This window comes from Bacteroides sp. BFG-637 (assembly GCF_024793605.1).
Lineage (GTDB): Bacteria > Bacteroidota > Bacteroidia > Bacteroidales > Bacteroidaceae > Bacteroides > Bacteroides vicugnae.
On the sequence record NZ_JANUPD010000002.1, the window covers coordinates 4,259,432 to 4,284,504 of the forward strand.

The 25,073-nt window shown below is 37.2% G+C and carries 21 protein-coding genes and 2 pseudogenes; all 23 read left to right on the forward strand.

The window, feature by feature from the left end:
* Positions 1-20 precede the first annotated feature (20 nt).
* Complete coding sequence (locus NXX38_RS16360) at positions 21-782, forward strand: polysaccharide biosynthesis/export family protein (RefSeq protein WP_258980224.1); 762 nt, start codon at positions 21-23, stop codon at positions 780-782.
* 23 nt (positions 783-805) lie between these two features.
* Positions 806-3,232 (forward strand): polysaccharide biosynthesis tyrosine autokinase, encoded by a 2,427-nt coding sequence (locus NXX38_RS16365; RefSeq protein WP_258980227.1) that lies wholly within the window; start codon positions 806-808, stop codon positions 3,230-3,232.
* A 36-nt stretch (positions 3,233-3,268) separates the two neighbouring features.
* Positions 3,269-4,582 carry a UDP-glucose/GDP-mannose dehydrogenase family protein gene (locus NXX38_RS16370; protein ID WP_258980229.1) on the forward strand — a complete coding sequence of 438 codons (1,314 nt, stop codon included), beginning with the start codon at positions 3,269-3,271 and terminating at the stop codon, positions 4,580-4,582.
* Positions 4,583-4,618: 36 nt separating this feature from the next.
* Positions 4,619-6,061 carry a lipopolysaccharide biosynthesis protein gene (locus tag NXX38_RS16375; RefSeq protein WP_258980231.1) on the forward strand — a complete coding sequence of 481 codons (1,443 nt, stop codon included), beginning with the start codon at positions 4,619-4,621 and terminating at the stop codon, positions 6,059-6,061.
* 5 nt (positions 6,062-6,066) lie between these two features.
* Positions 6,067-6,972: a glycosyltransferase family A protein gene (locus NXX38_RS16380; protein WP_258980239.1), complete on the forward strand. Its 906-nt coding sequence runs from the start codon at positions 6,067-6,069 to the stop codon at positions 6,970-6,972.
* 1,018 nt (positions 6,973-7,990) lie between these two features.
* Entirely contained in the window at positions 7,991-8,899 is a 909-nt protein-coding gene (locus NXX38_RS16385) for an acyltransferase family protein (RefSeq protein WP_258980255.1), read from the forward strand.
* 6 nt (positions 8,900-8,905) lie between these two features.
* On the forward strand, positions 8,906-9,874 hold the full coding sequence (locus NXX38_RS16390) for a hypothetical protein (RefSeq protein ID WP_258980257.1): 969 nt from the start codon (positions 8,906-8,908) through the stop codon (positions 9,872-9,874).
* A gap of 205 nt (positions 9,875-10,079) precedes the next feature.
* Complete coding sequence (locus NXX38_RS16395) at positions 10,080-10,334, forward strand: hypothetical protein (protein ID WP_258980259.1); 255 nt, start codon at positions 10,080-10,082, stop codon at positions 10,332-10,334.
* A 14-nt stretch (positions 10,335-10,348) separates the two neighbouring features.
* Positions 10,349-11,074 carry an acyltransferase gene (locus tag NXX38_RS16400; protein ID WP_258980261.1) on the forward strand — a complete coding sequence of 242 codons (726 nt, stop codon included), beginning with the start codon at positions 10,349-10,351 and terminating at the stop codon, positions 11,072-11,074.
* 70 nt (positions 11,075-11,144) lie between these two features.
* Positions 11,145-12,080 carry an acyltransferase family protein gene (locus NXX38_RS26955; protein WP_409013817.1) on the forward strand — a complete coding sequence of 312 codons (936 nt, stop codon included), beginning with the start codon at positions 11,145-11,147 and terminating at the stop codon, positions 12,078-12,080.
* Positions 12,081-12,122: 42 nt separating this feature from the next.
* Entirely contained in the window at positions 12,123-13,196 is a 1,074-nt protein-coding gene (locus NXX38_RS16405; RefSeq protein ID WP_258980262.1) for a glycosyl transferase, read from the forward strand.
* A complete protein-coding gene (locus NXX38_RS16410) occupies positions 13,189-14,205 on the forward strand; it encodes a glycosyltransferase family 2 protein (protein WP_258980264.1) in 1,017 nt (338 codons plus the stop codon). Before NXX38_RS16405 ends, NXX38_RS16410 begins: the two co-directional genes overlap by 8 nt.
* A gap of 590 nt (positions 14,206-14,795) precedes the next feature.
* A pseudogene (locus NXX38_RS26960) lies at positions 14,796-15,355 on the forward strand (glycosyltransferase).
* Entirely contained in the window at positions 15,352-16,065 is a 714-nt protein-coding gene (locus NXX38_RS16425; RefSeq protein ID WP_258980266.1) for a serine acetyltransferase, read from the forward strand. Before NXX38_RS26960 ends, NXX38_RS16425 begins: the two are co-directional and overlap by 4 nt.
* Positions 16,066-16,096: 31 nt before the next feature.
* A complete protein-coding gene (locus tag NXX38_RS16430; RefSeq protein WP_258980267.1) occupies positions 16,097-17,797 on the forward strand; it encodes an HAD family hydrolase in 1,701 nt (566 codons plus the stop codon).
* 1 nt (position 17,798) lies between these two features.
* On the forward strand, positions 17,799-18,806 hold the full coding sequence (locus NXX38_RS16435; RefSeq protein ID WP_258980271.1) for an acyltransferase: 1,008 nt from the start codon (positions 17,799-17,801) through the stop codon (positions 18,804-18,806).
* Positions 18,807-18,821: 15 nt separating this feature from the next.
* Positions 18,822-19,223 (forward strand): MaoC/PaaZ C-terminal domain-containing protein, encoded by a 402-nt coding sequence (locus NXX38_RS16440; RefSeq protein WP_258980272.1) that lies wholly within the window; start codon positions 18,822-18,824, stop codon positions 19,221-19,223.
* The gene (locus tag NXX38_RS16445) at positions 19,220-19,933 is read left to right on the forward strand and encodes an SDR family NAD(P)-dependent oxidoreductase (RefSeq protein WP_258980273.1); all 714 of its coding nucleotides are present in this window, start codon (positions 19,220-19,222) and stop codon (positions 19,931-19,933) included. Before NXX38_RS16440 ends, NXX38_RS16445 begins: the two co-directional genes overlap by 4 nt.
* A gap of 262 nt (positions 19,934-20,195) precedes the next feature.
* Complete coding sequence (gene tnpA, locus NXX38_RS16450; RefSeq protein WP_217723764.1) at positions 20,196-20,528, forward strand: IS66 family insertion sequence element accessory protein TnpA; 333 nt, start codon at positions 20,196-20,198, stop codon at positions 20,526-20,528.
* A complete protein-coding gene (gene tnpB / locus NXX38_RS16455; protein WP_167511782.1) occupies positions 20,512-20,880 on the forward strand; it encodes an IS66 family insertion sequence element accessory protein TnpB in 369 nt (122 codons plus the stop codon). The genes tnpA and tnpB overlap by 17 nt, the downstream gene beginning before the upstream one ends.
* Positions 20,881-20,953: 73 nt before the next feature.
* Positions 20,954-22,544 (forward strand): annotated as a pseudogene (gene tnpC / locus NXX38_RS16460) (IS66 family transposase).
* Positions 22,545-22,730: 186 nt separating this feature from the next.
* Positions 22,731-22,880: an acyl carrier protein gene (locus NXX38_RS16465; RefSeq protein ID WP_258980274.1), complete on the forward strand. Its 150-nt coding sequence runs from the start codon at positions 22,731-22,733 to the stop codon at positions 22,878-22,880.
* Between the two features lie 1,043 nt (positions 22,881-23,923).
* Complete coding sequence (gene glf, locus NXX38_RS16470) at positions 23,924-25,060, forward strand: UDP-galactopyranose mutase (RefSeq protein WP_258980275.1); 1,137 nt, start codon at positions 23,924-23,926, stop codon at positions 25,058-25,060.
* Positions 25,061-25,073 lie beyond the last annotated feature (13 nt).

Here is a 25,073-nt window from a genome sequence, read left to right on the forward strand (position 1 = left end):
AATAATATGAGTAGGTGGTTATGAGAAAACTGAAACGATTGACTTTGGGTGTGTTACTTGCTTTTTTGCTGGTATCCTGCCAATCATATAAGAAAGTACCTTATTTACAAGATACAGCTTTTGTGAATGATACAGAACAGAGTGTTCGTCAGACAGGTGTGAAGGTAATGCCAAAGGATTTGTTGACGATTGCCGTGTCTTGTTCTACTCCGGAACTGGCTGCACCTTTCAATCTGGTAAACTCGGGTACTGATGCTCCACAGCAATATTTGGTAGATAATCAGGGGAATATCAACTTTCCGGTGTTGGGCGAGATTCATGTAGGTGGATTGACAAAACTGGAAATAGAAAATCTGATTATAGATAAGTTGAAGGTTTATTTGAAAGAAGCGCCGCTTGTAACTGTGCGTATTGTTAATTATCGGATTTCAGTGCTGGGTGAGGTCGCTAGTCCGGGTAGTTTTGTAGTTTCTAACGAGAAGATTAATTTGCTGGAAGCACTCGCTATGGCAGGTGATTTGACTATTTATGGTATGCGCGATAATGTGAAATTGATCCGAACAGGGCAAGATAACAAGCAAGAAATTATTACTATGGACTTGAATAAGGTTGAAACGGTGTTGTCTCCTTATTATCAGTTACAGCAGAATGATATAATTTATGTGACACCTAATAAGACTAAGGCTAAGAATTCGGATGTTGGAACTAGTACAGGTTTGTGGTTCTCTGGCGTTTCTATTTTGGTTTCATTAGCTAACCTGTTAATAACTATATTACGATAAAGTCATAAAATAAATGATTAAAAATGAAAGAAAATTCGTACGAAAATAACATGAATGAAGTGGATGAAGAAAAAGTCAATTATCAGGAACTTCTCTTTAAGTATATAATTCATTGGCCTTGGTTTGTGGCTTCTATTTTAATTTGTTTAATTGGTGCTTGGGGATATTTATATTTTCAGACTCCGGTGTATCAAGTCTCTGCTTCTATCATGATAAAAGACGATAAAAAAGGTGGTGGAGGTGGTTCTGTTTCTGACTTGGAGAATTTGGGAATAGGTGGAATGATTACTTCTACACAAAGCATTGATAATGAAATTGAGGTATTGCGTTCAAAAACGATACTTAAAGAAGTCGTCAATAATCTGGAACTCTATATAACTTATTATGATGAGGATGAATTTCCTAAAAAAGAGTTGTATAAAACCTCTCCGATAATTGTGAATCTAACAGCACAAGAGGCAGATAATTTGCCGGGTGTAGCTATGATTGATATGAAGCTTACTCAGGATGGTGGTTTGGATGTAAATTTAAAAGTGGGTTTGAATGAGTATAATAAACATTTTGAGAAACTTCCGGCGGTATTACCTACAGATGTAGGTACATTTGGGTTTGCATTAAAAGATTCTTTATCAAATGGAAAGATAGAAGGGCAGAATGTTACGCGAAATATCAGTGCCGTAGTTAGTCAGCCATTTGGGGTGGCAAAGGGATATCAATGGGCATTAAGCATAGCTCCGACTTCTAAAGCAACTTCTGTAGCTGTAGTATCGTTAATGAATACAAATATACAGCGAGCTCAAGATTTTATCAATAAGTTGATGGAAATGTATAACCGAAATACCAATAATGATAAAAATGAAGTTGCTGAAAAAACAAGAGAGTTTATAAATGAACGTATTCAGATTATTGATGAAGAATTAGGAAGTACAGAGGATAAACTGGAGGCATTTAAAAGAAATGCAGGGTTAACTGATATTAGCAGTGATGCCCAGTTAGCTGTATCTGGAAATGCAGAATATGAAAAGAAGCGGGTGGAAAATGGGACACAGATCAATTTGGTGCGTGATCTTACTAAATATATAAATAATCCGTCGAATGAAAATGAGGTGTTACCTAGTAATATAGGCTTATCTGATAATGGTTTAACTACTCAAATAGAGCGCTACAATGAATTGATTATCGAACGTAAACGTTTGCTTCGCACTTCTACAGAGAGCAATCCGATGATTGTGAATCTGGATATGAGTATTCGTGCTATGAAAGCAAATGTGCAGGCTGCTATTAATGGAACTTTGCAGGGCTTACTTATTGTGAAGGCAGATCTGGATCGTGAGGCTAGTCGCTTTTCCCGTCGTATCAGTGATGCTCCAGGACAGGAACGTCAGTATGTAAGTATTGCACGTCAACAGGAAATCAAGGCAGGGCTTTATTTAATGTTATTACAGAAACGTGAAGAGAATGCTATTACGTTAGCTGCTACTGCAAATAATGCTAAAATTATAGATGAGCCAGCAGCAGAAGGAGGTCCAGTTTCTCCTAAACCTAAAACAATTTACATGATTGCTTTGGTTGTAGGATTGGGTTTACCTATTGGAATCATTTTCCTGATCGGTCTTACTAAATTCAAGATAGAGGGGCGTAGCGATGTTGAGAAATTAACAAGATTGCCTATTGTAGGTGATGTACCGTTAACCAACGAAAAAACAGGTTCTATTGCTGTATTTGAGAATCAAAATACTTTAATGAGTGAAACTTTCCGTAACATCCGAACTAACCTTCAGTTTATGCTTACGAATGATCAGAAAGTAATTTTGGTGACTTCGACAGTGAGTGGCGAGGGTAAATCTTTTATTTCTTCAAATCTAGCGATCAGCCTGTCTTTGTTAGGAAAGAGGGTAGTGATTGTGGGACTTGATATTCGTAAACCCGGTTTAAATAAAATTTTTCATATTCCGCGAAAAGAACAGGGAATTACTCAATTTCTGTCGAATCCGGAAAAGAATCTAATGGATTTCGTTCAGCCTTCGGATATTAGTAAGAATTTATATATTCTTCCTGGTGGACCAGTACCACCTAATCCAACAGAATTGCTAGCTCGTGATGGCTTAGATAAAGCGATTGAAGTTTTGAAAAAGAACTTTGACTATGTGATTTTGGATACTGCTCCTGTTGGTATGGTGACCGATACTTTGCTTGTAGGTCGTGTAGCGGACTTGTCTGTTTATGTGTGTCGTGCTGATTATAGCCGAAAAGCAGAGTTTACTTTGATTAATGAGTTGGCTGCTGATAATAAGCTTCCCAATATCTGTACCGTTATTAACGGTCTTGATTTTCAAAAGAAGAAATATGGTTATTATTACGGTTATGGCAAATATGGCAAATATTATGGTTATGGTAAGCGTTATGGCTATGGTTACGGCTATGGAGAACATAAAGTAAAGGAAGAATAAATACCTAAAATAATAAGTACTCAACAATAATAATATATGAATATAGCAATTGTAGGCACAGGCTATGTTGGCTTGGTGTCCGGTACTTGTTTTGCAGAAATGGGTGCCACTGTGACTTGCGTGGATGTAGACGCAGATAAAATAAACAAACTGAAAGCAGGTGACATGCCTATTTATGAACCTGGTCTGGAAGAGTTGGTGAAGCGTAATGTAAGTTATGGGCGACTGAATTTCACGACAAACTTGACTGAAGTCTTGGATGATGTAGAAGTTGTCTTTTCTGCTGTAGGAACTCCACCAGATGAGGATGGCAGTGCCGACCTGAAGTATGTACTTGCTGTAGCTCGTCAATTTGGACAAAGTATTAGCAAGTACACGATTTTAGTGACTAAATCAACTGTACCTGTAGGTACTGCTCAAAAGGTGAAAACTGTCATTCAGGAGGAATTAAACAAGCGTGGGGTAGATGTCCCCTTCGATGTAGCCAGTAATCCCGAATTTTTAAAAGAGGGAGCTGCTATTAAAGATTTTATGAGTCCTGACCGGGTGGTAGTAGGCATTGAGAGCAAGAAGGCCGAAGAGGTGATGACTAAGCTTTATCAACCCTTCTTGCTCCAGAATTTCCGTGTAATTTTTATGGATATTCCTAGTGCAGAGATGACTAAATACGCAGCAAATGCCATGCTAGCTACCCGGATTAGTTTTATGAATGATATAGCCAATTTGTGTGAACGAGTGGGAGCTAACGTAGATTATGTACGTAAAGGCATTGGAGCTGATGTGCGTATTGGTCAGAAATTTCTTTATGCTGGTTGCGGATATGGCGGTAGCTGTTTCCCAAAAGATGTGAAAGCACTGGTGCATACAGGCATCGACAACGGTTACCACATGGAGGTGATTGAAGCAGTGGAGCGTGTTAACGATCGTCAGAAAAGTATTGTTTATGATAAACTTATCCGTTTGATGGGTGATATAAAAGGTAAAACCATTGCTATATTAGGTTTGGCTTTTAAACCTGATACAGACGATATGCGTGAAGCTCCCGCTTTGGTCGTAATAGACAAACTTCTAAAGTATGGTGCTACTGTGAGGGTTTTTGATCCTATTGCTATGCCAGAGTGTAGACGTCGTATCGGTGAGGTCGTAATTTATACTGAAAATCTATATGACTGTGCCGATGGCGCTGATGCCCTGCTGCTAATGACTGAATGGAGACAGTTCCGTTTACCCACTTGGAGCGTGATTCAGAAGGTGATGACTGATAAGTATATTGTAGATGGACGTAATATTTGGAATCGCGTGGAGTTAGAAGAAATGGGATTTAGTTATACCCGAATAGGAGAAAAATAGAATGTTACATAATTGCTTTAATTAGTTTAAAATTGGATGTCAACTCTTAAACAAACCATGCTGACGGGGGTGTTTTGGTCAGCTGTAGAAAAGTACTCTGCTTTTTTTATATCGCTTATTATCTCAGCGATATTGGCTCGTATATTGAGTCCTTCGGAGTATGGCGTTGTAACGGTTGCATCTGTTATCATCGATTTTTTCGCTTTATTCGTCTCTATGGGCATAGGTCCTGCTATTATACAGTATAAAGATTTGACGGAGACAGATCTTGATTCTATATTTACTGCCACTCTCATACTTGGATTAGTGTTGGGGGGAGTATTCTTCGTTTCTTCATGGAGCATAGCAAACTTCTACGACAACCAATTACTTGTCCCTATATGCCAGATTTTGGCTGTCAATCTTCTGATGAATTCTGCTAATCTTGTTCCTAATTCATTGATGATGCGTGACTTGCGATTCAAATTTGTGGCAACACGCTCACTTATTCTTCAAATCATTAGTGGCATTTTTGCTATTATTGTGGCATATCATGGATGGAGTGTTTATGCTCTTATCATACCGCCAATATTTACAAGCATCTGTGTGTGTGTTATCAATCTGTATTACTATCCACGAAGAATCGATTGGCATTTCAATCTGATTCCGCTGAAGAGAATTTTCTCATATTCTATATATCAGTTTTTATTTGATGCGGTCAACTATTTTTCTCGTAACTTAGATAAACTTGTTATAGGTAGACTCATGAGTATGGATTCACTTGGATATTACGATAAGTCATATCGCTTGATGATGATGCCATTGTCAAAGGTAACGCAAGTCTTGAATCCTGTTCTTCAACCTGTACTGTCTACATTACAGGATGATATAAGTGAGATGGAAAAGAAATATGGAAAGCTTGTCTCGATACTTGGTAATGTAAGTTTCCCTTTGGCAATATATTTGCTTTTCACTGCTTATGATTTGATAAACATTGTATACGGTAACAAATGGAATTTGGCAGTTCCTGCCTTTCAAATATTGACGTTATCATTGCCGCTGCAGATGATATTATCATCATCTGGTGGAGTGTTCCAATCAGCGAATTCTACCAAATATATGTTCTTAACTGGAATACGCAACACATTTTTTACCGTTTCTACACTGTTTATTGCTGCTTTTTGGTTCAAGACTATTGAGGCGATAGCATGGTCGTGGAATATTTCGCTCTGCATTAATTTCATGCTGACCTATCGCACTATGTATCATTCAGTGTTCCATTGTTCGTTTGGGAATTTGTTGTGTCATTTGATCAAGCCATTTATAAGTGCTTTAATACTGTTTGTTGTAATGGTAATGCAACACTGTTTGTTGCCGATAAGTAATATATATTTATCTTTTATTGTGAAAACTATATTGGCGATAGCTGTAATGTTTCTCTTTATTCGCTTGGTAATGCATATTACACCTAAGGCCATTCTGAAATCTATTAAGAGTTAGTAAATATGTTATTAAAACAGATTTTCATAAAATATCGGAATCTCTTTAAGGCTTCAGCTAAAGCCTCTTGTGCGGCAGAATATCTGCGTCGTAGATTGGTGATGGAACAGAACATTTTGCATCTTCATGAATTAGGTATTGTTGATACAAAGTATTGTGACCACGAAATTATCGTATCACTTACCACTTATGGCAGGCGTTTTTACGATGTGGCTATTACTATCGAGAGTATTATGGAGCAAACAATGAAAGCTAATCGCATTATATTATGGATAGATAATTCATACAAAGAAAGACCATTGCCAATAAATTTGCAATTACTTCAGAAACGTGGTTTGGAGGTTGAGTATTGCAAAGATATTCGTTCTTACACGAAACTTGTGCCTGCATTACGCAAATATCCGGAAGCTGTTGTTATCACTATCGACGATGATTTGATATATAAGTACGATGTGTTAGAGCATCTCATTGTTGCTTACCAACAAAATCCCGCTTTCATTTATTGTCACCGTATGCATAAAATGAGGCTGGATGCTAATGGTAATTTGTTGCCTTATTTTTTATGGGAATGGGAGAGCACAGACACTGTACCTTCACATTTCAATCTACCAACAGGTGTGGGAAGTGTACTATATCCACCTCATTGCATGGCTCCTGAGGTTATAGACGAAAATACCTTTCTTAGTATCTGCAAGTTTGCTGATGATATATGGTTTAAGGCTATGGCATTGAAAGCTGGTACTAAGAGCCAATTGGTTCATTCTACTGATTTGCATGGTAACGATTATGTAGTAAATGAGGATGTGCAAGATGTTGGTTTAATCAATATCAATGGTGGTCAGAATCTTAATGACACCCAGTTAAAAGCTGTATTTGAGAAGTATGATCTTTACAAACTGCTTCACGAATGAAACAATGCTGGATTGATGTTTACAAGGGATTTGCTATTATCGCTGTAACGGTGGCACACATAATACCAGAATACAGGTTTTTCTATTTATTTCATATGCCTATGTTCTTTTTTTAGCGGGGTATACGTTACATCCTACAGTAGCACATAAAACATTTATTGTCAGAAAGTCAAAGAGACTACTCATACCACATTTGGAATTCTTTCTTTTGCTGCTTGTTGCAGGAATATTTCTGCCATATCAAGCTAATGAAAGCGTAATACAGATCGTGAAACACTATGTATATGATACAGAGAGTTTGATTTATGATTATGGTGTATTTTGGTATATGCCAGTGTTTTTTATTTCATTGGTTGTTTGTAATATTTTGATAAATAATAGATTATCTCCAATTTATTGGATGATTATACTTTACGTTTTTTCGATAATGCTTGGTTTTTTTCATATTAGTACATTTCAATCTATTCAAAACGTGCCCCTAGCTTGTACATATATGCTCATAGGCTATCAATGTCGATCGTTCACTGCTCGATGTTTTTGTACTCGTACTACTGTAGTCTTATCTATAGCCCTACTAATTGTATTGTATTTTTTGCCAGATAGGTATTTGATGGATATGAAACATGCTAACATGGGTATTCCGGTTTTATCGACTCTTTTGTCGCTACTGAGTATTGGTGCAGTAATCGTAATATCAGAGTTTTTTCAAAACTATAAGGTGTTGTATGTAGTATTGAGTGCCATTGGTTCTGCGTCAATTGTAATCATGTATCTGCACCAATTCATTCATTATAGACTTGAAGATTATTTGCCTGCATCACTGTTGTCACTGGTAAGTTTATTGATACCAACCTTTTTGTATTTCAGTTATAAATTTCTATTTAATCATGAAAGAAAGGCAACGCATTGATACCTATGATTACATGAAGTGCATTGCCATTATTATTGTAGTTGTTGGTCATCTATACAATGTCTCATACGATGCTGAAATATTAGGCAGTAGCACTCGGTCGCTAGTATGTGTATTTATCAATGTCAGCGAAATGCCATTGTTCTTTTTTTGTGTGGCTTGTTTGCAAAACCACAAAGCAAGATGAAAGACATTGGTTTAAAACTTTTAGATAAGGCCAGACAATTACTTTTGCCTTTTATCTCATGTAGTATACTTGCTACGTTACTTATTAGGCATAGTGATATCACTCATATGATACAGGATCAACATAAGTTCGGATATTGGTTTTTAGAGTCGCTTTTTGAATTTTATATACTGTTTTATGCTTTTTCATATCTTGTGCGCAAAGTCACACGGCCCATATTTAGAGTATCTGCTTATGCGATTCTTGTGGTTATGGCCTATCTGATAGCTAAAGTTGCAATATATATTGATTTTACCTATGCCAACTACATTAATGCTTATGCTTTGAAGGAGTTTTTCATATTCTTTATATTCGGGCAACTTTTCATGACATATCAAGAAACGATAAGCAAGTTTATTGCTTCCTATCATAGTGCTCTATTTGCCTTTTCTATCGTATTGATATCTTGTGTGTTGACAATAAATAAAACAGGAGAGGTAAATCTGCTGATAAGCAATTGGTTAATGGGGATATCTGTTGTGCATGTCATTTATTCATTGGTGGTTGCATACAAGGAGACGTTTCCTGAAGTCATACAGAAGGCTATGCTATACATAGGTCGCCACACACTTGACATTTATGTTCTGCATTTCTTTTTTCTTCCTCGCAATCAATCGTGGATAAGTTCTTTGCTTGGTATTGAAAATGGTATATCACACAACATCTTGTTTGAGTTATTTGGTGGAGTTGCTTTAGCACTTATCATCATAAGCGGTTGCTTAATTTTAAGTTCTATCATTCGCTTGAGTAAACTATTATCGGTAGTATTCTTGGGTGACAAAATAAAATAAATATTTATGCAGACAAAGATAGTTTACGTTCTGGTTAGTTCTCCTGAGGATATTTACTATGAGCAGTGTCTGGTGTCGGTATATTCGTTGAGAAAATATCACAAAGATGCAGAGGTGGTGGTACTGGTTGATGATGTTACTGCTGCGTCACTTACTGGCAACCGTTCGCTGTTAGTCACACTGGCTACAGAGATTAAAGTGATTGATACGCCTATAGAATATACGTTTTTGCAGCGTTCACGTGTTATCAAGACTAGCATTCGCAAGCATGTCAGTGGTGATTTCATGTTCATCGACACCGATACTGTCATTTGCGATCCACTTGATGATATTGACAATATTGAGGCAGAGCTTGCTATAGTGCCAGACTTCCATGTGTCTTTTGCTGAATATCCATTCCGAGGTTATATGCTCAGCGAGATGTATCGCTTGTTTGGACAGGATGTAAGCCATGTGGTGGATTATTTTAATTCCGGTGTTATTTATGCTAAGGATACAGAGGTGGTACATCGTTTTTTTGAACAGTGGAACAAGAACTGGACTTATTCTGCTATTGAGAAGAATAATCCAAAGGATCAGCCGGCATTACTAAAAACCGATGCTGATGCAGGTCAGGTGATTCGTGTGCTTGATGGTGAATACAACTGTCAGATTGCAGCTAGTATCCGTTATCTCTACTCTGCCAAGATACTCCATTTTTTTAACGCTCGTTTCTTTGCTCACAATAATATCCATCCATTCTACAGTTCTGATTTCTACTTGCGAGTGCGCAATGAAGGCTTTACTCGTGAAATCGATGAGATGATAAACAATGTGAGAATGTTATTTGATGAATACTCTACTCCTATATCACGCCCTGAATTTGAGTATTTGTCATCACCTGAAGGACATATTATGATGGCACTTAGGGAGAAATGTGGATGGAAATGGAGCGTGATGAGTATAATATTGAAAATTTTCAGAAAGCTTTCTTGAGTATAACTGTTATTGTGGTACAGAAAGAAATGATTTGTAGTAAATATAACAATGATAGTAGCCTTTCTTGAATTAATGAATATTCACTTTTATGACAAGATTACCACAATATTCAATCTGACCAATCAAGTATATTGATTATAATTTATATGGTTTGTTATGTATCGTATACTTTTGGGGAGGACTCTAATAAAGAAGTGAATATATGTTAATAGCAACAATGATACTTATCCTTACACTAATTTATGGGCAATTGTCCCTCCATGAAGATATGCCATTCAATCTTGCGTATACTATCCCTTTACGTGGTATATTGGCAGTGATGGTGATGGCATGTCATATTGTGCCATACTTTGGTGTTGGTTATATGTTTACTAACTTCGGCGTGATGGGGGCACCAAGTGTATCTTACTTCTTTTTTTTTATCAGGCTATGGACTAATGGTGTCGCTGCAGAATAAAGGTATTGTATATTTTGATAACTTTTTTATGGAAGCGATTGAGTAAGTTGTTTATTCCAGTGCTCATTATTACGCTTATCTATTGGGGGATACTCGCACTAGTGGGTGATTTCTCATGGCATTTGATTGGAAAGAGGTTAGTAGCAGGATATGGTACCTCACCCAAGTCTTGGTTTATTTTTGCATTACTTACATGCTATGTAACCTTTTTTGTTGCCTTTAGATGGATAAAGAATATTAAATACGGACTAGTATTAGTTTGGTTATTCACATTGGTATTAATGCTTTGTACAAGTGTATTACATTGGTCATTATGGACTCTCTCGCTTGTTTCATTTCCAATGGGAGTAAGCGTTGCTTTTGTAAAAAAATACAACTCAACTTTCTTTTGTCGTACATTAATAACCGCCGCAATACTGTGCTGTCTCTATGGCTGTTATGGTTGTCACATTCATTCGCTACCGGGCTGGTGGTTTGTTGCTAGCAACGCTATGCCTTTGGCAGTTTACTTTGCTTTTCGCAAGATAGATATTAGCGGTGTATGTTTTCTCAGTTGGTTAGACAATTATTCTTTCGAAATTTATCTTTTGCATGGCGTGGTATTGTATTTTGCGGCAGAGTATATAGGTAATCCATGGATATTGCTTGTAACAATGGTTGTTATTGTTTTAATACTAGCTCCTATATATAGTAATTGGACAAAAATGCTAGTTTCTAAGATTAGTGGTTTATTTGTATAAAATTGTCTTTTACTATATGAATAACTCAAATTTATGAGTCCACTAAAAAAGGCAGATGAATATTAATAAAATGAGTTATAGTAATTCGATAAGGCGTATAAGGGTACTTGCTACTTTGATAATTGTGCTATATCATTGTTTTTGTCCATTTTTAAGTTATGGTGGGTGGAATATGTATGATAATGCAACAATAGAGTCGTTTGGACATTGGCTGTGTAATATAGTACTTGCAGACAAGATGCTTCCTACGTTTTTTATAATGTCAGGCATGCTCTACTTCTCTTCCCGTAAACATAAAGTTGAGAAGAAGGTATTGTTGATTTTGAATAAATTTGATAGGCTTCTTGTTCCATATGCTTTGTTCATGACTCTTTATTTCGCTGTGATAGAACCATTGGCGGGGCCAAATAGCTCACCAGGTCATCTCTGGTTCTTAACAACACTATTCTCATGTTTTACTATTGCAATATTTTTGAGAAAAGTAGATACTAGGATCCTTATTGTATTTTCCTTTCCTCTGATGTTTTTTGCAAGTAGGTTAGGCGATATAAATCTTTTGATATTTGATGTGAGTAAAATAGTATCGTATATGTTTTGGTTTTTTACGGGTTGGATAGTAAGCAACTATTATGAGCAGATAAAAAACATGAACCGTTTGTTATTGAGAATAAGTATTTTGTTATGGATAACATGTGTTTGTTTTGAATTTCCTTTTAAACAGACACTTCTATATATAATGTTTAATCTACTCTTGTTTCATTTTATTTCTGATAAACCATTTACGAATACTATCTTTTCAAGAGTAATATTAGCCTTAGATAAATGTAGTTTTGCAATATATCTGATTCATCATTTTATTATAGTTCTTTTACTTCGAAATTCACTAGTGAGTCAACTGTACATAATGTATCCAATTATCTCCGTTGTAGGTATGTTTGGGGTAGCTTTAATGATGAGTTATGGAATAGCGATTTTTTTTCATAAAATGGAATTTAAATGGTTCTAGTAGAACTTTATTAGATACAATCAAACGAAATTTAACATATTTATGACAAAGACGTATCTTTTTGATTTTCTTGAATATTCAAGATGTAGTACAACATACGATGCATCTACCAAACCAAGAGAAGACTCTGTACAATCTTTTGGAGAGTCAGGTGTTGTATGTTTATCACCAAAATATATTTCCTTTTCGGGCAGTAGGAATAATTTGGTAAGTAGCTTAAAGCATCTATGGAATAATGCGTTACTCAAATTGCAGTTTGCAATGGGACGTTTTGCTGTAAAAGAATCAATTATATTTATGCAATATCCCCAATATAGTCTTAAGTCAGAGAATTTTGAATTTGTAACAAAGTATTTTAAGCAACGAGGGAATAAGGTTGTTTTTTTTGTACATGATTTGAATACATTACGCTATAAAGAAAAAAGTTATGGAGATGGTTTGCTATTTCAACTTGCGGACATGTGTATTTTGCACTCTCAAAAAATGGTTGAGGAATGTAAAAAGTACGGATATGAGGGTCCGGCTATTGTTTTGGAATTTTTTGATTATTTATCAGATTATGAAATTCCATGTCAAACAGATTTACGTAAAGTGAAACTCATTTTTGCAGGAAACCTGAATAAAAGCATATTTCTGGCAGATTTTTGTAAAGAAGACATTTTTGATGAAATGTTCCAAATGTATTTGTATGGAGGATCGTGCGACTTTGCATTATCGCATCATATAATATATAAAGGCCGTTTCAGTCCAAGTAGCATTAATGAAATTGAGGGTAATTGGGGCTTGGTTTGGGATGGAGAATCTGTAAATACCTGTAATGGCATCATGGGAGAATACCAAATGATAAATGCTCCATTCAAGTTTTCACTTTATTTGGCAGCAAATCGTCCTGTAATAGTATGGAGTAAGAGTGCAATGGCAGAATATGTGCGAAAATATCATTTGGGTATTTGTGTTGATAGCCTTAAAGATATTCCTGTTACTATAGCTGCTTTGACTAATGATGAACTATTGACAATTGTTACTTCGGTAAAAGAAGTCTCAAAACAAGTTAGAACAGGTGCTAAGTTGAAAAATGCAATATATAATGCAGTAGAATTGTGCGTAAATGGATGATAGACAAATTAAGGTATCAGTGTTGGTACCAATATATAAAGTTGAGAAATATTTGCACCGTTGTATCGATTCGGTTATTTCGCAAAACTTCCAAGACTATGAGTTGATACTTGTAGATGATGGTAGTCCTGACAACTGTCCTGCCATTTGCGATAAGTACCAGAGTAGGTATCCAAATATAATTAAGATTATTCACAAAGAGAATAGGGGGCTTCCTTCTGCTCGTTTAGCTGGGTTTGAGGTAGCAAAAGGCGAATATGTTATTTTTGTAGATTCTGATGATTATATGGCATCGGGTTCTTTGCAAGTATTATATAGTGAAATTTCAAAAGGGTATGATGTGGTAAGAGGACGTATAATGCGTGAAGACTTGCAGACAGGTAACCAATGGTATGAACAGTATAATTATGATGGTAGGACTATTACAAGTAATGATGAGTACTTTAAGGCTGTGATGGTTCAGAAGATTCCTCCTTATCTCCATAGTGGTATCTATAGAAGGGACTTGTTTGATATAGGGATGTTTCAGAAGTTAGTTGACTCAGGTATCAGTCTTGGGGAGGATTGGATTATAAATGTTGCAATTTCATACAGGGTAAAAAAATTTAAGTCTATAGATATGCCATGCTATTATTATTGCGTAAACTCTGCTTCTATGATATATACTTCGCTGTATTCGTATAGGTTGAATGATGAAGTTGAACAATTGCTTTACAGTTTGACAGAGCATTTTCCTATAGAATATAAGCGTTGGATTAAGAGTAATCGAATGGCAACTAACCTGTATAGTGCATTTGTGCCAGAACTTGGATATGATGCAATTCATTATGACAATGCTAGAACTTTTATTAATGATGACGATAACTTTGCTTTATTAAAGACTCACATAGATTTACGATTTGTTAAGTTTGTGAAGCATAAACTACTGTTTCGTTTCTATTCAAAAGTATTTTGTTGGCTCTATATGAAATTCAAACTTAAAGGAGTATCCAGAAAGGTGTTGCAATGAAGTCATTACTATTTATTACAAATTTCTATCCTGATCCGCAGCGCGGGGGCATAGAACGAGTAACAAACATTCTTGCTAAGAGTTTTGCAGAACAAGGTATAATATGTCGTTGTATATACCTTTATTCTTGTGAGATGAATCTAAAGTGGGATTATCTGCCCTGCCAACTTATCAGTGCACAATATGATAAGCAAGTTTATATTGAGTATATACAGAAGTACAACATTGACATTATTATTAATCAGAGTAATCTTTACTATAGTCCATTTTTACGTGAAGTGTGCAATGTTACTGGAGCGAAACTTATAACTTGTCTGCATAATAGTACAGAATGTAAGGCGCAACATTATAGAGAGGCAGTCAAAGGTGCTTTGGGTATAAAGAAAGTACTTATTTCTATTGGTTACCCTTTGTTCGCATTTCAAAGTAGTAGGAAATTAAGAAAACGGCATAGAAAAAGCTACGATGTGTCTGATTTGACAGTTCTGTTATCTCAATCACTCATTAAATCTTATGCAGAGGTGCTAGGTTTGGGAAATAATCATCATAAGATGACATTCATGAATAATCCTCTATCATTTCAATATAAGATGGAAGAGAATGAGCTACAGCAGAAACAAAAGTTAGCCTTGGTGGTAGCAAGACTATATGAACCGCAAAAGAAGCTATCATTACTGTTTAAGATTTGGAAACAGGTTGAGAATGAGGAAAATGATTGGCAACTTGTGATTGTAGGTGATGGCCCAGATCGAGCATTCTATGAAGAACAAGTAAAATTGTATGGACTAAAAAAGTTTCTTTTGAGGGGCGGCAAACCTCATTTGAGTATTATCGTAAGTCTTCTATATTTTGTATGTCGTCTACTTGGGAAGGCTTCCCAATGACTTTATTGGAGTCATTACAGATGGGAGTTGTACCAATAGTAATGAATACTTTTCCTGCAATACAGGATATATTGAATGACGGAGAAAATGGCTATGTAGTTGAATGGGGCGATATATTTTCTTTCGCTCGGCATCTTTTGGAGCTGTTGGATAATGAAGATATGTTGAGAAGTATGCAACAAAAAGCACTTGTATCTTCCGAGCGATTTGCAATAGGAAATATAACGCAAAAATGGATAAACATATTTAACACATTATCAAAATGAAAAAAGTATATATAATTCTGACAAGTTGGCGATTCTTTTTCCATTGGCTATATTTCAAGAATGCTCATAATCGCAATGATATGGAACAGGATTTATTACGAAATCTGAATCAATTCTGCTGGCCTACAGAGGAAGTTACATTTTATAGCTTTTGTTATCTAATGACTTTCTACACTATGTTTCGCAATATATTTTATGCTCGTGTGGGGAGAGAACATCATTGGTGGATGAAGGGATTGTGCATTTTTGCTGCACCACAACAATTTCTTGATATTACTTCAACCGGAGAATTGGGGGGAGGTTTGATAGTGCAACATGGATATAATACACTTATTTCTCCTGCTAAGATGGGTAAGAACTGTTGGATAAATCAAGGTGTGAGCATCGGGCATCGCACGAAAGTTGGTCAGCCTGTTATTGGTGATAATGTGCGCATTGCTGCTGGAGCATTGGTACTTGGGGCTATAAAGATTGGGCGTGGTGCTACTGTGGCTCCAGGTGCTGTGGTAATGAAGCACGTGCCTCCGTATGCTATTGTGACTGGTAATCCTGCGAAGATTATAGGCTTCAATATGACACCGGAAGAGGTGCTGGAGTTTGAGGCAAAGGAATATCCTGAAGAAGAGCGCATACCTTTGGTAAAACTTCGAAAGAATTATGATAAGCATTATATAAACAAACGTGAGGAAATCGCAGAATTTTTGTCGTAAATATGTATACACTAAAAGAATACAAGAGAGCATGCAAAAAATGCAGCTTGATACAAAAGAAATAAAGGTGGCGTTGTTAGGAGATACAGCTACGCAGTTTTTGGCTACTTCAATAAAGGGTGAGGGATTACTAAGAGGTTATAATGTAAATCTTTTCGAGGCAGAGTATAACCAAGTGGAACGTCAGGTGATGGATCCTACTAGCGATTTGTATAAATTTGGTGCTGACTACACTATTGTGTTTCAGTCAACGCATAAGTTGTTGGAAAAATACAGTATATTAGAGTCTGCCAAACAAGTACTGTTGGCTGAAGAACGCCTAGATTTCATCCGTCTGTTGTGTGAACAAGTGAAAGGACGTATTATTTACTACAACTATCCTGAGATAGATGATACGGTGTTTGGTAGTTATGCCAGCAAAGTACAGAATTCGTTTATCTATCAGCTTGCCAAACTGAATTTCGAGTTAATGAACCTCTCGCAACAATATCATAATCTTTTTGTGTGCGATCTTGCAGGTGTGAGCGCTAAGAAGGGGAGGGATATGATGTTTGATTCATCGGTATATGTCAACACTGAGATGATACTGAGCCTTGACGCACTACCTTATGTGGCTTCACGAACAGTGGATATTATTGCTGCTGTCGAGGGGAAGTTCAAAAAGTGTCTGATACTAGATCTTGATAATACAGTTTGGGGTGGAATAGTTGGCGATGATGGTTGGGAAAATATTCAAGTGGGTCATGGATTAGGCATTGGTAAAGCATTTAGTGAGTTTCAGCAGTGGGTAAAAAAGCTGAAAAAACGTGGTATCATTATTGCAGTGTGTTCTAAAAATGATGAGAAAAAGGCGAAGGAACCATTTGAGAAAAATCCTGAAATGGTATTGAAATTAGATGATATAGCTGTGTTCGTGGCGAATTGGGAGAATAAGGCTGATAATATCCGTACTATTCAGAGTATATTGAATATTAGCTTTGACTCGATGGTATTCCTCGATGATAATCCGTTTGAACGTAGTATGGTGCGAGAGAATGTGGCTGGTGTGACTGTACCTGAATTGCCGGAAGATCCAAGTGACTATTTGGAATTCCTTTACTCACAGAATCTCTTCGAGACTGCCTCGTATAGTGAGGATGACAAGGAACGTACCAAACAGTACCAGGTGGAGGCTAAACGTGTATCGATGCAGAAGAGTTTTACTAACGATGCAGACTTCTTGAAGTCACTTGATATGGTGAGCGTTGTAAAGGGCTTTGATAAGTTCAATATTCCTCGTGTGGCACAGTTGTCACAACGTAGTAACCAGTTTAATTTGCGCACGGTACGTTACACCGATGCAGAGATTTTTGCTATAGAAAAGAATGATAACTATGTTACTTTCTCGTTTACGTTAAAAGATAAGTTTGGTGATAATGGGCTTATATGTGTAATCATTCTAAATAAGAAGAATACAGAAACATTGTTTGTTGATACTTGGTTCATGAGTTGTCGAGTGCTGAAGCGAGGCATGGAAAATTTTGCACTCAACACTATTATGGAATGGGCTAAGATCAATGGCTTTATAAAGATTGTGGGGGAATACTTGCCTACCGCTAAGAATGCAATGGTAGAACAACACTATCCAAATCTTGGATTCACTAAGATAGAGGGGGTAGAAACTATGCAATATGTACTTGATGTTAACTCATACAAACCTTGTGAGTGCTACATAAAAAGAATAATAGAGTAATATGGAAACCATCAATCCCACAGATAATTGTTTTAATTTTATTCGGCTCTATGCATGTATCAATGTGTTGTTGTATCACATAGGATGGTTTATGGCTGTTAAGGTGCCTGTATTAAGTAGTTTGGTGAACCCCATTAATGGCGTGCCTGTATTCTTTCTGATAAGTGGTTTCCTAATATGGTTATCTATAGGTAGAACAAAGGATTTTAAATCATTTTGTATAAAAAGAGTCTTGAGATTATATCCCGAATTGTGGTTTAGTATTATCATTGAAATAGTGTGTTTACTATTATTCTATGAAGGAGTTGACATAGATGATTATTTACAGATGATAATACTTCAATCAACGGTATTTCCCAATCATACTCCTGCAGCGTTTGATTCGTATGGCATAGGCTCTTTGAATATTTCGTTATGGACTATTCCTATCATTATTCAATTTTATATCTCTATATGGTTCTTGTATAAGTGGTTAAATAAAAAAACAATAAGGGAATGGATAATTGTTATGCTTTTAAGTATCGTATGTGGAGTTATAATAGAATTGAAGTTACTTAATTTTTTGCCAGCGATAGTAAATAAAGTGATAGGATTATCAATTTTATCATATCTGTGGATGTTTTTGTTTGGTAGTTTTGTGGCAAAGTTCTTTAGTGTTATTATGCCATTCCTTGTTAACTATTGGTATGTTAGTTTAATTGCATTGGCTATAAATGAGCTCTATCCTTTCTCTGTCATCATTGTACCATATACATTAATAGGTTCAGTTTTATTGGCTTGCAGTATCTTCGGCATAGCGTACAGATTTAAGAAAATCAAAATCAAGCACGATGTGTCTTATGCGATATATTTATATCATATGCTATTTGTAAATGCAGCTATCCAAATAGGATACAGAGGTAATGTAATGGCCGTAGTAATAATTATTGCTTTGTCATTCATCTTAGCATATTTCTCAACGATGGCTGTTGATAAATTTTATAAAAAAATCAAGTTAAAAGCAGTATAAACCATTTAAGAAAAAATGATAGAACTTTTTAAGAACATGTCACTTGTGACTCATCAATTTGTGGTGACACAGGAGATATACAAGGCATTTCAGATATGTAGTGGTGATATGAATCCACTACATACTGATTTGGAATTTGCAAAGAGTAAGGGATTTCCAGAATGTGTGATGTATGGTAATATAATCAATGCGTTTGTGAGTACACTGATTGGAATGTGTCTTCCATCTCCAGATGTGATTATTCACTCGCAAGATATTCAATACAAGAAACCAGTGTTTATGAATGATGTGTTAGATGCTGAAATAAAAGTGGAAGAAGTTTTTGAAAGTGTAAATACAGTGGAATTAAAGTTTACTTTTCGTAATCAACATAGTCAGGTGGTGTCAAAGGGGCATGTACAAATTGGAGTGATATGAATATTTTAGTGACAGGTGGCTTAGGTAGAGCTACTGTTGAACGATTGGCACAATGTGCCGACAATCTTATATATTTTACCTATTATAGTTCGGACATCAAAGCAACTGCGATAACAGAAAAGTATGCAAATACTATCGCTTTTAAGTGTAATCAGACGAAGTTGGAGGATGTAGAAAGGCTTGTGACGGCTATTAAGACATGGAACCTTGATGTGTTGGTGAATAATGCATGGGTCGGTTCACCTAGAGGAATACGCTTCCATAAATTGGAAAGTGAACAATTAATGGAGCATTTTCAAAGCAATGTGTTGTCTTTAGTTGCCATTACACAGGCTGCATTGGAGGGAATGCGTAAAAGAAAGAATGGTCATATCGTAACTGTGTTAACATCTTCACTTGTAGGCACTCCTCCACTAGGTTATGGTATGTATGGTGCCACTAAGGCGTATGTAGCTCAATTGGCGAAGACATGGAGTAAAGAGTATATTAAGGTAGGTATTACTAGCAACTGTGTATCACCAGGATTTATGCAGACTGACTTTACTGCTGAAACAGATGAACGTGTGATAGAACAGTTGACTGAAGAGCATCCACTGAAACAGATATTGAAGCCTGAAGATGTGGCGCAGGTGATTGAGTCTTTGGTGTATGCACCGAAACATGTGAATGGAGTAACAATCCCTGTGAATGCGGGTATGGGGATTTTATGAATTTCATGATTTATATAAAAATGATACGCAAATTATTAGGATAAACTTTAAAAATAAATGAAAATGACAAAGAATGAAATTATGGTGCAGGTACAAGAAATTTTCTGTGATGTGCTTGATAACGAGGATATTGTATTGACAGATACTACTACTTCTGATGATATAGAGGGTAAGCATCCGATAAAGTACCCGTTTTCTCTGTCATATTTTCATAGCACCTTTGCCTGTGCAATATTGCATGAACTTCTAACATATTTTCATTATGACAAAAGAACAATTTACCTCTTTACAGGAACTGCATCGTTTAAGCGGTCTGAGTCTTCTGAAATTTCTGCAACGTGAACATGTCAGTTACTCCACGTACAATTATTGGAAACGTAAATCTTCCAGTGTTCCCGATCACGAGACATCTGCTCCCCAATCAGTCTTAGCCCCCATCAGCCTGACGTCCCCCTGTATTGCTTCCTCCTCTTCTGTTTCCGGAATGACCCTGTTGTTTCCTAATGGCGTCCGTGCCCATTTGGGTGCCGGTATGGAAGAGGCCGCTTCCCGTTTGATTAACCAATACGCCTGTTGCCATGTTCTGCCTGAATGATACGATGCGGTATTTTCTCTGCCCCGGCAGGACTGATATGCGCAAGGGTATCAGTTCTCTCTGCGGTGTGGTACACGAGCGTATGGGCTGCAGTGTCAGGAACGGTGATGTATTCATCTTCATTGGCAGCAGCCGTAAATTGATGAAGCTTCTCCATGCCGAGGATGGCGGTCTGGTGATGTATGTCAAGCGCCTTGAAGCCGGTCATTTCAAGATTCCCGAATATGACGAGAAATCGCGCAGCTATCCGATGGAATGGCGCGATCTTGTCATTATGGTGGAAGGAATCCGTGAATCTCCCGGGCAGCGTTTGAGACGTCTGAGGGCGGAACGAAATGTATATACTGTATAAAAATAGATGTCGTATTCCTTGTCTGTCCGGGATATATTTTGTACATTTATAGTGTAATTAAAAGAAACGGATTATGACTCAGGAAGAGATGCTTTCACAGATGAACTCAATGCTGCAGTCCCTGCAGCAGGTGAACGCATCCCAGGCTGAGACCATTATCAGGCTTACCCGGCAGAATGAATCCTTACAGAACCGTCTCAATGAGCTGACGGCTCAAGTCGCATGGCTGAACCGCCAGCTTTTCGGTCACAAGTCAGAGAAACTCCCGTCTCTTGATTCCAACCAGCCTGACCTGTTCGGTGACTTTCTTCCTGATAACGCGGCTGAACTGGAAAAAGCGCGTGAAGTAGCGGTGCAGACAATCACAAAAGAAACGGTGGAGAGCAAGAAACGGGAACGGAATAACCGCAGGATAATGGAAGGTCTTCCCGTACTTGAAAGGGTAATCATCGAGCCGGAAGACATTGACCTGGAACTGTACAGGAAGATTGGTGAGGAAGTGACCCGTGTGGTGGAACATAAGCCCGGACAACTTTATATAAAGGAGATTGTACGGCCCAAATATGCCCTTAAAGACAACACTTCACTTCCACCGGTCGGCAGAAAAGGAGTGGAGATAGCCGCCATGCCGCTGTTGCCTATATACAAAGGAATAGCGGGACCTACACTTTTGGCGGAGATACTCCTGCAGAAATATGAGTATCATCTTCCCTTCTACCGCCAGGTGAAACAGTTGCATCACCTGGGCTTCAAAGCTAGTGAAAGTACCATAGACGGATGGTTCAAGCCTGCGGTTGAACTTCTCAAGCCACTTTACGAGGTACTCAGGCAGGAAATCATGAAATCCGACTACATACAGGGGGATGAAACGACCGTACCTGTACTGGACAAGGCAGGACATCAGACCAACAAGGAATACTTGTGGATGGTCAGGGCGGTAGTCGAACGACTGGTGCTTTTCCATTATGACAAAGGATCACGGTCAGGTACGGTGATAGGGCAACTGGCTAAAGACTTCAAGGGTTATTTCCAATGTGACGGCTTTGAGGGTTACGAATCGGCTTTCAAGGTCAACCCGAATGTGCGCCTTGTTAACTGCATGGCTCATATACGCAGGTATTTTGAGCAGGCACTTGCTGAAAACAGGCAGATGGCGGAACATGCCTTAAAAAGAAATACAGCTTCTATATCGCATAGAACATGACTGTGACCAGAAGCAGCTTACAGAAAATGAACGAATGGGAAAACGTCAGGAACTTGCCGGACCTATTATGGATGCCTTGAAGCTATGGATGGAAACAGAAGGGATAAAATACAGCCCAAACAGCCTGACCGGAAAGGCGATAACCTATGCCTATACCCGCTGGGAGAATATGATGAGGTATCTGCAGGATGGACGTATCCATATTGATAACAATCTGGCGGAAAATGCCATCCGACCAATCACATTGGGTAGAAAGAACTACTTGTTCTGTGGAGACCATCAGGCGGCCGTCAGCATGAGTGTCGTCTGTTCGTTACTGGCTACGTGCAAAGCGCATAAAGTAAATCCGCGCACTTATCTGAATGACGTTATAGCAAGAATGCCATATATGCAGAAGGCAAATTATGAGGAACTGCTACAAATGTTGCCACACAAATGGAAGGAAAAGAATAAAGAATGATGGAGATACAACGATAGATGGCTGCTTACCAGGAAAGGAGATACAGCCATTTTTTATAGTGTACTTTATCGGATGCTTACGCCACACAAATGGAAGGAAAAGAATAAAGAATGATGGAGATACAACGATAGATGGCTGCTTACCAGGAAAGGAGATACAGCCATTTTTTATAGTGTACTTTATCGGATGCTTACTATAGAGGAGTGGGATTCACTGAGTCATATTCAGCTTGTGGTGAGTATAGAGAAGTCTTTTAAATTAAAATTCACAGCTGCAGATATCTCTAGTTGGAGGAACGTAGGAGAGATGTGTGAAGCTATTGCGGCAAAGATATAACAATTTGAGGTTCTTTATTCAAAAATACATCAGTATTATCAATCATTGCCATAGTCAAAATGTCTCAAAGAGATACTTCATTAGACAGTGTTGGAGGATTGATGATCCTTCATATGATATCCTTTCATCTTCGTGGATATTTGGGATATGAAGTGCTGGATTTGGAAAACTTTCTTTTTTTCTTTTTCATGCCATGGTTTTTTTCAAGGCAGGTATGTTTTGGAAAATGGATAGTATTAAGAATGTTGTTGCCAAAGGTTATTGTCGTTTATTAAAACCCTTTATTATATTTTCTATAATCGGTCATCTCTGTTTTTGCATAAGGTTATTTGTTGAGCGTGATTATAACTGGGTACACTATGTTTTGTCTCCATTTAAGGCGTTGTTGAGATATGGTTGTGTGGCAGGTAATGAACCTCTTTGGTTCTTATTGTCGTTGTTTGTAATAAGAGTTTTATATACCTTATGCGTAAATTACAAGATACACTTTGGAATAGTGTTATTTGTAACAGCTTTGGTTGGATTCTTGTGTAATTTATATGCTCCTATTACAGAACCTCGCTATTTAGGAAATATCAGTACTGCACTGTTCTTTTTTACAGTGGGCAATTGTCTTTCTAACAGAACTTTAGAAGTAGATGGTAAAATACAATTTATAATAGCTATTACTTTGCTACTATACATTGTATATCCATCTGCGGTGGATCTGTTTTATAATAAAGTGTTATATGGTAGCTACTTTATATGGATGATTCATAGTGTACTTTGTATTATAACAATCAATTATTTGTTCCGGCGTTTATCCAATGATAGATGTAGTTGGACTGAAATATGTAGGCAGAGACAGTATGATATATTTGGTTGTTCATCGTCTAATTATTTATAGTGTACAGAGCTTTTTTATTTATTTAGGATATGACGAAATCAATATCCCGGAATTTTGGACTGCTTTTATTTTGAGTATAATAATACTGCCAGTGGCAGCCAAATACATAAAAGTATAATGTTTTCGGGGACAATTATTAGAAAAATGATTAAGAAATATGGCAATAAAATATGATTATTTAATAGTAGGAGCAGGACTCTTTGGAGCAGTATTTGCTTATCGTGCTAAAAAGGCAGGAAAGAGGTGCTTAGTAATTGACAAGCGAAATCACATTGGTGGCAATGTATACTGTGAGCACATCGCTGGCATCAATGTGCATAAGTATGGTGCACATATCTTCCATACATCAAATAAGGTTGTGTGGGAGTTCGTAAATTCTATCTCGGAGTTTAATCGCTATACCAACTCGCCTGTGGCTAGTTACAAAGGTAAGTTGTATAATTTACCTTTCAATATGAATACTTTCTACCAAATGTGGGGAGTATGTACTCCGCAGGAGGCGCAGGAAAAGTTGGAACAACAACGTGCAGAGGCATTGGCAAAATTGAATGGAAGAGAACCTGCCAACCTTGAAGAACAAGCACAGCTGCTTATTGGAAGGGATATCTATGAGGCATTGATTAAAGGTTATACAGAGAAACAATGGGGGCGTCCTTGTACGGAACTTCCCGCTTTCATCATTCGTCGTTTACCGGTACGTATGATTTTTGACAATAATTACTTCAATGATAGATACCAAGGTATACCTGTGGGGGGATATAACAAGTTGATTGATAGTCTATTTGAGGGTACTGATGTGCAGCTAGAATGTGACTTTTTTGACACAGCGAATTCCATTAATTGTATGAACTGGCGTGGGATAGCTAAAAAGCTAGTCTATACAGGTCCTATTGATCAATTTTATGATTACAAATTCGGACAATTGCAGTATCGCACAGTGGTATTTGAAACTTGTATTGAAAACACAGTTAACTACCAAGGTAATGCAGTGGTGAACTACACAGAGCGGGAGATACCTTATACCCGAGTTATAGAACACAAACACTTTGAAATGTTTGGTGCTGAAATAGAGACCTGTTCGAAAACTGTCATAAGTAAGGAATATTCTATAGAGTGGAAACCTGGTATGGAACCATACTACCCGGTGAATGATGCGCAGAATAATAGACTGGCAGATAAATATCGTGAAATGGCAAAAGCGGAGACAGATATCATTTTTGGTGGGCGTTTAGCAGACTATAAGTATTATGATATGGCGCCAGTAATAGAATTGGCAATGCGTTGTGAGGTGTAAAAAGGATTTATAG